We start from the raw sequence: 11,151 nt of genomic DNA, 5'->3' as shown, positions 1-11,151 counted from the left end.
TCTGGTGGATCACCCCTGTGGGGCAGGCCAGGCCTCTCAGAAAGCGCGATCGTCGACCGGGCGCTGGTGGCTTATTTCTCCGGCGAGGCCGACAATCAACGCGAAGCCGCCATCAATCGCCGGCTCGACCGGCTGACGCGGCAGTTCGGACGGATCGAGCGGGACAATCTCGTCCTTGCCGAAACGCTCGCGACCTTCGTGCATTATTTCCTGACGGTGACACCGCCGGTACCCGCCAACCAGGTGGAAGCCGCGCGCGCCAAGGGCGATCTCCGGTTCGATCTCTTTGTCCGTCAGGTCGCCGAGGCGCTCCGGTCAGGACAGCGCATTCTCCAGAACGCCGTCGAGGATGTGACGGCGGAAGCGGCCAGCTTCGAAAGCGATACTGGACCTCTGACTGAGGAGCGGGCCGATGCGTGACACGACGAGCCTTGTACGGACCCGCGCCATGCTGGTGACGGCGCTCGGAGACGAGATTGTTGCGGCGCTGGACGATCCCGCCGTGGTCGAGATCATGATCAATCCCGATGGCCGGCTCTGGGTCGAGCGCCACGGGAGCGGGCGGATCGAAACGGGCCTGATGCCTACCGCCGATACGGAACGCGTCATCCGCCTGGTTGCCAGCCATATGGGACGGCGCGCGGATGCTGGCTCGCCCATTGTATCGGCAGAACTGCCGATGGGCGGGGAACGGTTCGAAGGTGTGTTGCCGCCGGTTGCGCCGGGACCCTGCTTTTCGATCCGCAAGCCTGCGGGCCGGATCATCGCTCTGGATGACTATGTCCCCTCTGGCGTCATGGCTGCCCATCACGCCGAGGCCTTGCGGCGAGCCGCGCTTGATCGCGAAAATATCCTCGTCGTCGGTGGCACGGGCTCGGGCAAGACAACGCTCGCCAATGCGCTCCTCGCCGAAATCGCCCGGACCGGCGACCGGCTCGTCATCCTCGAAGATACGCGGGAGCTTGTTTCGGCGGCCGAGGATACTGTGCAGCTGCGCACGCAGCCTGGGTCCGTGACCCTCGCAGACCTCGTACGCTCGACGCTGCGCCTGCGCCCCGACCGGATCATTATCGGCGAAGTCCGGGGTGCCGAGGCGCTCGACATGCTGAAGGCTTGGAATACCGGCCATCCAGGCGGGATCGCCACATTGCATGCGAATTCTGCCCTTGGCGGCCTCTCCCGGCTCGAACAGTTGATCGGCGAAACCTCGGCCCAGGTTCCGCACGACCTCATCGCCGAAACGATCGACTGCGTCGTCTACATCTCGCGGCGCGCCGGCCGGCACCGGGTCGAGACGGTCTCGCGCATGAACGGCCTCGGACGCGGCGGCTACGACCTCAGCCCCGTTCAGCCGGACCTGCAGCTCGTCCTGCCGAGCCTTCCCTTTTCTGAACCGCTTCTCTCAACCGCACCTGAAAGGACACCTCCCCAATGAACAGAGACATGATCAAGGGCCTCAGCCTGAGCTTGCTCGTCGCCGCGATTGCGTTTCCCGCCCATGCAGCCGGTTCCGGCATGCCCTGGGAAGCCCCGCTGCAATCAATCCTCGAATCCATCGAAGGCCCGGTCGCCAAGATCCTTGCCACCATCGTCATCATCCTGACGGGGCTCGGCCTTGCCTTCGGCGAGAGCGGCGGCGGCATGCGAAAGCTCCTGCAGATCGTGTTCGGCCTGTCGATCGCCTTTGCCGCGACCTCGTTCTTCCTCTCCTTCTTCTCCTTCGGCGGTGGGGCAACGCTCTGATGGCAGAACCGTCGCCCCTCCCACCCGGCTACAGCGTGCCGGTGCATCGTTCGCTCACCGCGCCGATCCTGCTGGCCGGCGCACCGAGGCTCGCGACCATCGTCAATGGCACGCTGGCCGCCGCACTCGGCATCGGTCTCCAGCTCTGGGTCGTGGGGCTCGTCTTCTGGATCGTCGCGCAGGGACTCTGCGTCTTCGCTGCAAGGCGTGATCCGCAATTCACAGACGTGCTGATCCGGCACATCCGCCAGAAGGCCTATTACGCATGCTGAACCTTCGTGAATACCGCGCCCGCCCGGCCTCCCTCGCCGACCATCTCAAATGGGCCTGCCTGATCGCGCCCGGCATTATCCTCAACAAGGATGGCAGCCTGCAGCGGACGATTGCCTATCGCGGCCCCGACCTTGAAAGTTCGACGGCGGAGGAACTGGTCGCCGTCACCGCCCGCATGAACAATCTCCTCCGCCGGTTCGGCTCCGGCTGGGCGCTGCATATCGAAGCCGACCGCAGACCGTCGGTCACCTATCCCGAAAGTTCCTGGCGCGATCCGGCGGCCTGGTTGGTCGACGAAGAACGCCGCGCAGCCTTCGAGGAGGCAGGCCGGCACTTCGAAACCGACTGCTATCTCACCCTCACCTGGATGCCACCGGCCGACCGGACGGCAAGGATCGAACAGCTCTTCATCGAGGATCCGGCAGATGCCCCGGCGGCCTTCTGGAGCGAGCACCTTGCCCATTTCGAAACCGAGACGATCCGTGCGCGCGACATGATGGCGGATCTGATGCCGGAGGCGCGGTTCCTCAGTGACGATGAGACGCTGACTTATCTCCATGCCTGTATCTCCACGGCGCGACAGGAGGTGCTGGCACCGTCCGTGCCGATGTGTCTCGATGCGCTTCTGGTCGATACGCCGCTGACCGGCGGTCTGTCACCCCGACTTGGCGAGGAGACGCTGAGGGTCCTTACAATCAACGGGTTCCCGGCGACAGGCGAGCCGGGACTGCTCTCGGACCTCGACCAACTCGGCTTTGCCTATCGCTGGGTGACGCGGTTCTTGCCCCTCGACAAACCAGATGCCGAGAAGACGCTCAATGCCTATGTCCGCAATTGGTTCGCCAAGCGCCGGTCGCTGACCTCCTACCTCCGAGAAATCCTCACCAACGAGCCCGCAACGCTGCTCAACACGGACGCCGACAATCAGGCCGCCGATGCGGACGAAGCCCTGCAGGCCATTGGCGCCGGCCATGTCGCCTTCGGATACTGCACGACAGCGATTATCGTCCGGCATGAGGATGCCGGCATCGCCGAAGACCAAATCCGCGCTGTCGAACGTGTCATCCGCGGGCGCGGGTTCACCTGCGTTGCGGAAAGCGTCAACGCCATCGAAGCCTGGCTCGGCACGCTGCCGGGCGAAGCCTATGCCAATGTCCGCCAGCCGCTCCTGAACACGATCAACCTCTCCCATATGGCGCCGCTCTCTTCGCTCTGGGCGGGGCCGGAGCGCAATGCGCATCTGGATGGACCGCCCCTGCTGATGGCGCGCTCCGCGAGTTCGACCCCATTCCGGCTGGTCACCCATCAGGGCGATGTCGGCCACATGATGGTGGTCGGGCCGACCGGAGCCGGCAAGTCGGTGCTGCTTTCCCTGCTGGCGCTGCAGTTCCGCCGCTATGAACAGGCGCAGGTCTTCCTCTTCGACAAGGGTGCCTCAGCGCGCTGTGCGACGCTCGCGCTGGGCGGCACCTGGTACGACCTCGGTCTCGAAGGCGACCTTGCTTTCCAGCCTTTGAGAGATGTCGACGGCGAGGGCGGTCTCGCTGCGGCTCAGGCGTGGGTACTGGGACTGATCGAGCAGGAAGGTGTCACGGTGACGCCGGAGGTGAAGCAGGCTGTCTGGACGGCGCTGCAAAGCCTTGGCGCGGCGCCGGTCGCACAGCGCACGCTGACAGGGCTGGTGGCCCTCCTCCAGATCCCGGACCTCCGGCAGGCGCTGGAACCCTACACGCTGGCCGGGCCCTATGGCGCCCTGCTGGATGCCGATGAGGTTAATCTCGAAGCCGGCGACGTGCTCTGCTTCGAAATGGAGGCGCTGATGCAGGACAAGCGGCTCGCCGCCCCTGTGCTGGCGCACCTGTTCACAAAACTTGAAGCCCGGTTCGACGGGCGCCCGACAATGCTCATCCTCGACGAGGCCTGGCTGTTCCTCGATCATCCGATGTTTTCGGGACGCCTGCGCGACTGGCTGAAGACGCTGCGCAAGAAGAATGTGTCCGTCGTGTTCGCGACGCAGAGCTTGTCGGACATTGCAGCGAGTTCAATCGCGCCAAGCCTGATCGAGAGCGCGCCCACGCGCATCTTCCTCGCCAATGCGCGGGCCGAGGAGCCTTCGCAGCGTGCGGCCTATGAAGGGTTCGGACTCAATGCCCGTCAGGTCGAACTGATCGCGCGGGCGACGCCGAAGCGGGACTATTATGTTCAGACGCCGGACGGCAACCGGCTGTTCGATCTCGACCTCGGGCCGGTCGCCCTCGCCTTCTGCGCTGCCGGCACGAAAGCCGACCAGAAGCTGATTTCCGAAATTCTTGCGTCGGTTGGTCCAGAGGGCTTTGCGCCAGCCTGGCTTGCTGCGCGCGGGCTCCACTGGGCCGCGGACCTCATCGCAGCGGAAGGAGAGATGCCATGCGCCGCCGAATGATCGCCCTTCTGCTCGGATCGGTCTCTACGTTTGGACTGGCCGCCCCATCGGCACACGCCCTGCTCGGCGTCGGCGATATCGTGATCGACCCGACCAACCTCGTCCAGAACATCCTGACCGCCACGCACACGCTCGAACAGATCAACAACCAGATCCAGCAGCTCCAGCATGAGGCGCAGATGCTGGTGAACCAGGCCGAAGATCTGAAGCGGCTCGACTATGCCTCAATTGAACACCTGAAACGCCTGCTCGAACGCATCGACACGCTGATGCGGGAAGCCGGCGAAGTCACTTACGAAGTCGAGCAATCCGAGCGCCAGTACCGCGAAGCCTTCCCGGACTCCTATGAAGACCTCACCAATGAGGAAATCGTCACTGAGGCCGCCGACCAGTGGCGGATCAGCCGCGACGCGTTCCGCGCCTCGATCCAGGTCCAGTCGGGGATCGTGACCTCGATCGCGGACGCGCGCGAGACGCTGACCGACCTTGTGGACGAAAGCCAGGCTGCCACGGGCAATCTGTCAGTCGCGCAAGCCGGCAACCAGCTGGTCGCCCTCTCGGTCGAGCAACAGATGCAGATGCAGCAGCTGATGGCCGCGCAGTACCGGATGGTGGCGCTCGAAGAATCCCGCCGGGCTGCCATCGAGGAACAGGCCCGCATCCGTCACAAGCGCTTCGTCGGCGACGGCTTCGCCTATACGAGGGATTGAGGCGATGGAAGACCTTGGTGTCATCGACCAGTTCGTCGCAACCTTCTCTTCTTACATCGATAGCGGGTTCGGCCTGCTACAGCCGGATGTCGCTTTCCTGACAAGCGCTCTGATCGCGATCGACATCACGCTCGCAGGCCTCTTCTGGGCCATGGGTCCGGACACGGACATTATCGGCCGGTTCCTCAAGAAAGTCCTCTATGTCGGCGCCTTCGCGCTCATCCTCGGCAATTTCGCGCTTCTCTCGGACGTGGTGTTTACGAGTTTTGCGCAACTGGGGCTGAACGCGACCGGGGGCACGATCACGGCCGACGACATCATGAAGCCGGGCTTCGTCGCGGCGACCGGGTTCGACGCCGCCCTGCCCCTGCTCGATGAAATCGAGAAACTCACCGGCCCGCTCGCCTTCTTCGAGAACTTCGTGATCATCGCCGTCCTGTTCCTTGCCTGGATCATTACGCTGCTTGCCTTCTTCTTTCTTGCGATCCAGCTCTTCGTCACGATCATCGAGTTCAAGCTGACGACGCTCGCCGGCTTCGTGCTGATCCCGTTCGCGCTCTGGAACAAGACATCGTTCCTCGCCGAGAAAGTTCTCGGCAATGTCATCGCCTCCGGCATCAAGCTCATGGTGCTGGCGATCATCGTCGGCATCGGTTCGACCATTTTTTCGTCCATCACCTCCACCTTCCAGCCGGACGAGGTGACGCTCGAACAGGCCGCATCCGTCATCCTCGGTTCGCTCGCCTTCCTGGCGCTCGGCCTGTTCGGCCCCGGCATCGCAACGGGGCTTGTTTCCGGTGCCCCGCAGCTGGGCGCTGGCGCCGCCATCGGCACCGCAGCCGGCGTTGCCGCCGGAACCGTCGCGGGCGGCACCATGGCAGCGTCCGGGATCAGGACGGCAGGCGGTGGCGCGGGCAGCGCCGTCGGCGCGGCGGCCTCCATGACGGGCGGGGCCCGGACCGCCTACCAGATGAACGCCGCCGCCTCCGGCAAGACCGGTGCCGGTGCCGCCATGGCCGGCATGAGCGGTGTCGCAGGCGCCGGCGTCCGGGCAACGGCTTCCGGGGCTCGCAACTTTGCCCGGCGTGCCTTCGGATCGCCCGGCGAGCGCCATCAGGCAGGCGCGCGGGCCGCCTTTGCGGCGACCGGCGGCACCGGCGCGCCCAATGCAGCGCCGACAGGCGGCCCAATGCATCCCCCGACTGGGCCCGGCGCATAAGGCGCGACCAGTCGACCCGAGATGCCGGCATGATGGCCGCCGCGGCTGTGCGCGACGGTGACCGGCCGGGTGGCGGCACATCGATCGAACTCAAGAGAGACGAGGACTAAGCAATGCTCTGGAAGCGCAACTCCACCCGCTATGGTGAGACACCTGAACCGGTAACGCCTTACCAGCGCGCAGCGCAGGCCTGGGACGACCGGATCGGTTCAGCCCGGGTCCAGGCGGCCAATTGGCGGTTCGCGGCGCTTGGGAGTCTGGCCTTGTCGTTCGTGCTAGCCGGCGGCCTTGTCTGGCGGTCCACCCAATCCATCGTGACTCCCTATGTCGTCGAGCTGACCGGCGAAGGTGCCGTGCGCGCCGTCGGGCCTGCCGACGGGCGCTACGAGCCGACCGATGCTCAGATTGCTTATCACCTCGCCGAGTTTGTGAAGAATACGCGCTCCATCTCCATTGATCCGGTCGTCGTCCGCCAAAACTGGCTGAAGGCCTATGCCTATGCGACCGACCGCGCCGCCGCGACCCTCAACGACTATGCCCGCGACAATGATCCGTTTGCGGAACTCGGCAGACGCTCGGTCTCGGTCGATGTCACGAGCGTCGTGCGTGCGTCCGATGACAGTTTCACCGTGCGCTGGCGCGAAACCGCCTTCCGCAATGGCACCGAGACCGGCCAGTCGACCCATACGGGCGTCTTCTCGATCGTCATCGATCCGCCCCGCACCGAAGAGGCCCTCCGGGCCAATCCCCTCGGCCTCTACGTCCACGGCCTCAACTGGTCAAAAGACCATCAATAGGAGCTTAACCCCATGAAACGCCTTGCCCTGATCCTGCTTGCTTCCTCGGCGCTTGCCGGCTGCGAGACATTGCCCGCGTCACGCGGCCCCGACATCACGCTGGATGAACCGGACTATGTCGAAGATCTCTATCTCGCCCCGGACGTGGAGGAGACGGAGGTCGCGGACAACGAACCAGCGCCGGAACCGGTCGTCTACCGCACCTATACGCCAACCATTGTGTCTGGCGCGGTGCCCGGCCAGCTGAAGCCCATGCCGACCAAGACGGAGGCGCCGTCCCTCAAACCCTACCAGGCGATCGAGACGGCGAACGGCAAGGCCGCGATCGAGCCCTCGCTCGATAATTACATGAATGCGATCCAGATCTATCTCTATACGGTGGGCGCGCTCTACCAGGTCTATTGCGCGCCGGAACAGGTGACCGACATCGTCCTCCAGCCCGGCGAGGAGCTGGTCTCCGTCTCTGCTGGCGACACGGTCCGCTGGGTTCTGGGGGACACGGTCTCCGGCACCGGCGCGGAGGCGCAGGCCCATATCCTGATCAAGCCGACCCAGGCCGGCCTCAAGACGAACCTCATCATTACGACGAGCCTGCGCGCCTACCACCTGGAACTGCGCGCGTTCGAAGAAACCTATATGGCGGCCGTCTCCTGGCGCTATGCCGACCAGCAACTGGTGACGCGGGTGGCGAGTTCAGGCACAGCGCGGGCTTCAGCACCCTCCTCATCGGCAGGATTGCAGCTCGACCGGTTGAAGTTCCGGTACGACATTGACGGCGATGCGCCGCACTGGCGGCCGGATCGCGTCTTTGACGATGGCCGCAAGGTCTATATCCAGTTCCCGGCCCGGCTCGACCAGGGTGAGGCCCCGGCCCTGTTCGTCATCGGGCGGGACGGCAAGTCCCAGCTCGTCAACTATCGCATGTCCGGCGACTATTATGTCGTCGACCGCCTGTTCGCCCGCGCCGAACTCCGCCTCGGCGAAAAGCGCCAGGATGTCGTGAAGATCGCGCGCAATGACCTTGGAAGCCCGAAGCCATGACGGAAGCGGCTTCCCCTGCGCCCCAGCCCTTGGAAATCCGTGGGAAACCCCGGCCCGTGAAGCGGTTCTCCAAGCGGGCGCTGATGGTGCTCCTAGGCACCGGCAGCGCGATCGTTCTCGGCTCGCTCGCCTTCGCCCTGCAAGGCCCGAAGGAAGATGCCGGCAGCCCCGCGCGGGAACTTTACAAGACCGGTCATAATCCGGAGGCGGATGGTCTTTCTGCGCTTCCGAAGTCGTATGGCGAGCTGCCGGCGAAGGAGGACATTCTCGGGCCGCCACTGCCGGGCGACCTCGGCACGCCGATCCTCAAGGCGCAACGCGAAGGGCGTATGGGCCCGCCAGCGGAGGATACGCCTGAAATGGATCCGATGCAGGAACAACTGGCGGCGCTGGAGGCGGAACTCAGAGCGCGGGAAGCGGCGCTGACCGATGCGGCGCGAGGGAGCGGGGTGTTTTTCCAGGTCGGCTCGGGTGCCGGATCGAAGAACGTCATCGAGAGTGTTACGTCCCCCGCACAAGCTTCGTTGAGTTTTCCGGACCTGTCGGCCTTTGCGCCGTCTCGAGAAGGGGCGTTCGGGTCGTCGCTCAGCGAGGATCCGAACCGGCAGGTACGGAAGCTGGATTTTCTGGGCGAGGAGCCCGATCCCTCGATCTATAATCCCCACCGGTTGGAAACCCCGGTGTCGCCCTACCAGTTGATGGCGGGGACGATCATTCCGGCAACCCTGCTGACCGGTGTGAACTCCGATCTTCCGGGGCAGGTCATCGCGCAGGTGACGAGCCCGGTCTATGACACGGTGACCGGCGAGACTGTGCTCGTGCCGCAGGGCGCACGCCTGATCGGGCGCTATGATAGTGTCATCGCGTTTGGCCAGTCCCGGGCACTCCTAGTCTGGAGCCGGATCGTCATGCCGGACGGCTCCTCGATCCGGATCGACAATCTCGCGGGCGTCGACGCGCGTGGCTATGCCGGGCTTGAAGACAAGGTCGACTATCATTCCTGGAAGCTGCTGCAGGGCGTCGCGCTCTCCACCCTGCTTGGCGTCGGCGCCGAACTTGGCACCGACGATGAGGGCGATATCGCCCGGGCGCTCCGCCGTTCAGTGCAGACCGGTGCCAATGAAGCCGGTCAGGAAATCGTACGCCGCAACCTCGACGTCCAGCCCTCAATCACGATCCGGCCGGGCTGGCGGCTCGGCGTACTCGTGAACAAGGACATTGTCCTCAAACCTTATGAAGGAACCCGATGATCATGAGCGAGACCCAACTGAAGATCGGACCGTTGCCAGACCGGACCCCACAGAAACTGACTGTCCAGATCGACCCCTCACTTGTTGCTGACCTTGAGGATTATTCCCGGGTTCATAGCCAGCTGCATGGAGAGGAGGTGAACATCGCAGTTCTGGTGCCGCACATGCTTGAAGCATTCCTGGCGAGCGACGCCGGTTTCCGAAAAGCACGCAAGGCCCTGACGGCCGTTCGCAAAGGATGATCAACGGGAAATCCGCCCATGCACGAAGTCGATGAAACCATCCGGCAGATGTCCAGTGAAATCGGATTGCCGGTCTACCAGCGATATTCCGAGGATGAGGCTGCCCGCCACCTCGGCATGTCGAAACAGACCCTTAAAAGGCTGAGGGATGCAGGCCGGATCGCATACGTGCGAATTTCGAAGCGAAAGCTCTCCTTCTTCGGGTTTCAGCTGGCCGAGTACCTGTTGAATGCAATTGAGGAGACCACATGCCAAGATACGGAGCCAGAGACAGATACCAGGTCGGCGAATATTGGCTCGGCCAGCGCTCAGGCAGCCCGGCCTGGTACCGGATGTGGATCGACCCCAAGACTCACCGGACCAGCCGCGCTAGCCTCGGCACAACGGATTTTGAAGAAGCAAAGGCCATCCTGAACGACTGGTTCGTTCTCAACCAATCCAAGACACAGGAAGCTCCGGACGAGACCACGCTGGCCGAAGTTTTCGCCCGGTTCTACGAACACCATGGCCAGCACCTGCGATCCGCCGTCGATATCCGCCGAACCCTTCGCTACTGGCTGGAATTCCACGGTGAGGCGACCATCAAGCATGCGCTCCATCAGGACCAGCAACTGAAGTTCCGGATTTGGTTGGGAGACGAAAAGAAGCTTTCACAAAGCTCGGTCCGCAATGCCCTGATGATCGGAAAATCTGCGCTCAACTGGGCCTGGAAGCGGGGCGACATTGCCTCGGTGCCTTATGTCCAGTTGGTCAATCCGCCGAAGCCCGCACCCAAGGGACGCCCGCTTGAAGTCGAGGAAGTCGCCAGACTTCTCGATGCCGCCAACGAACAGCACATTCGCGTCCTGATTGCATTCATGGTAGGAACTGCTGCCCGCACTGGTGCCATCCTGGACCTCAGCTTGACCCAGATTGATCTTGAACACAGGCTGATAAACTTGAATCCCAAGGGCCGGGCGCAAACGAAGAAATACCGTCCAACTGTAAAGCTCCCTGATCAACTTGTGCCTTATGTCGAAGCCCGCAAACAGACATCCAGTAGGGATCCCCTGATCCTCTACGAAGGCTCAGGCGTCGACTGCGTAAAACGGAGTTGGGCAACAACGAGGACGGCAGCAGGTTTGCCGGGTAACGTGCAGACCTATTCTTTCCGACACACGATGGCGCGCTGGCTCAGAATGAAGAGCGTTCCGGCATGGGAAGTTGCAGCTCAACTTGGACACAAGGCGCCTGACTACACGACGACAGAGATCTACGCCCCCTTCGATCCAGCATACCTGACCAAGGCGACTGCAGCGATCGATCTCTTCCTATGCCAGGTTGCGCGCCAATTGCGCGCCAGTACGATCTCGGAATTCTTGCTGGAACGAAACTAAGTCTTTGCTCTTGCGCGAGTCCGCGAGTCTATGGTCTCGCGGACGAAACAGGTCGTGGGTGAACCGAATTATGAAGCC

At 63.5% G+C, this 11,151-nt stretch carries 12 protein-coding genes and 1 pseudogene; all 13 read left to right on the top strand.

From position 1 onward, the window contains the following. A partial coding sequence (locus HY36_RS18545) for a hypothetical protein (protein WP_035553328.1) occupies positions 1 to 420 on the top strand: 420 nt, incomplete at its 5' end. Then, the gene (trbB, locus tag HY36_RS12620; RefSeq protein WP_051602764.1) at positions 413 to 1,435 is read left to right on the top strand and encodes a P-type conjugative transfer ATPase TrbB; all 1,023 of its coding nucleotides are present in this window, start codon (positions 413 to 415) and stop codon (positions 1,433 to 1,435) included. The genes HY36_RS18545 and trbB, both read left to right, overlap by 8 nt. 8 nt (positions 1,436 to 1,443) lie before the next feature. Next, positions 1,444 to 1,743, top strand: coding sequence for a TrbC/VirB2 family protein (locus HY36_RS12615; RefSeq protein WP_241764201.1), 300 nt, complete (start codon positions 1,444 to 1,446; stop codon positions 1,741 to 1,743). Positions 1,744 to 1,784: 41 nt separating this feature from the next. Next, positions 1,785 to 2,015, top strand: a complete 231-nt coding sequence (locus tag HY36_RS12610) for a VirB3 family type IV secretion system protein (protein ID WP_420896679.1) — start codon at positions 1,785 to 1,787, stop codon at positions 2,013 to 2,015. Continuing rightward, complete coding sequence (gene trbE / locus HY36_RS12605) at positions 2,009 to 4,438, top strand: conjugal transfer protein TrbE (protein ID WP_035553320.1); 2,430 nt, start codon at positions 2,009 to 2,011, stop codon at positions 4,436 to 4,438. The genes HY36_RS12610 and trbE overlap by 7 nt, the downstream gene beginning before the upstream one ends. Next, positions 4,423 to 5,148, top strand: coding sequence for a P-type conjugative transfer protein TrbJ (gene trbJ, locus HY36_RS12600; RefSeq protein WP_035553318.1), 726 nt, complete (start codon positions 4,423 to 4,425; stop codon positions 5,146 to 5,148). The genes trbE and trbJ overlap by 16 nt, the downstream gene beginning before the upstream one ends. Before the next feature lie 4 nt (positions 5,149 to 5,152). Next, positions 5,153 to 6,367, top strand: a complete 1,215-nt coding sequence (gene trbL, locus HY36_RS12595) for a P-type conjugative transfer protein TrbL (RefSeq protein WP_241764200.1) — start codon at positions 5,153 to 5,155, stop codon at positions 6,365 to 6,367. A gap of 113 nt (positions 6,368 to 6,480) precedes the next feature. Next, the gene (gene trbF / locus HY36_RS12590) at positions 6,481 to 7,164 is read left to right on the top strand and encodes a conjugal transfer protein TrbF (RefSeq protein ID WP_035553316.1); all 684 of its coding nucleotides are present in this window, start codon (positions 6,481 to 6,483) and stop codon (positions 7,162 to 7,164) included. Between the two features lie 12 nt (positions 7,165 to 7,176). Further along, positions 7,177 to 8,205, top strand: coding sequence for a P-type conjugative transfer protein TrbG (gene trbG / locus HY36_RS12585; RefSeq protein WP_035553313.1), 1,029 nt, complete (start codon positions 7,177 to 7,179; stop codon positions 8,203 to 8,205). Continuing rightward, complete coding sequence (locus HY36_RS12580) at positions 8,202 to 9,455, top strand: TrbI/VirB10 family protein (protein WP_035553311.1); 1,254 nt, start codon at positions 8,202 to 8,204, stop codon at positions 9,453 to 9,455. Before trbG ends, HY36_RS12580 begins: the two co-directional genes overlap by 4 nt. A 2-nt stretch (positions 9,456 to 9,457) precedes the next feature. Continuing rightward, entirely contained in the window at positions 9,458 to 9,697 is a 240-nt protein-coding gene (locus tag HY36_RS12575; RefSeq protein WP_035553437.1) for a DUF2274 domain-containing protein, read from the top strand. An 18-nt stretch (positions 9,698 to 9,715) separates the two neighbouring features. Continuing rightward, positions 9,716 to 9,907 (top strand): annotated as a pseudogene (locus HY36_RS18900) (helix-turn-helix domain-containing protein); the annotation flags it as partial. A 38-nt stretch (positions 9,908 to 9,945) separates the two neighbouring features. Beyond that, positions 9,946 to 11,073 (top strand): tyrosine-type recombinase/integrase, encoded by a 1,128-nt coding sequence (locus HY36_RS12570; RefSeq protein ID WP_035553309.1) that lies wholly within the window; start codon positions 9,946 to 9,948, stop codon positions 11,071 to 11,073. Positions 11,074 to 11,151 lie beyond the last annotated feature (78 nt).

The sequence above is a fragment of the Hyphomonas atlantica corrig. genome, from assembly GCF_000682715.1.
In the GTDB taxonomy this organism is placed as follows: Bacteria; Pseudomonadota; Alphaproteobacteria; order Caulobacterales; family Hyphomonadaceae; genus Hyphomonas; species Hyphomonas atlantica.
The sequence above is the reverse complement of the archived record's forward strand: the minus strand, read 5'-3'. Positions and strand labels throughout refer to the sequence as shown.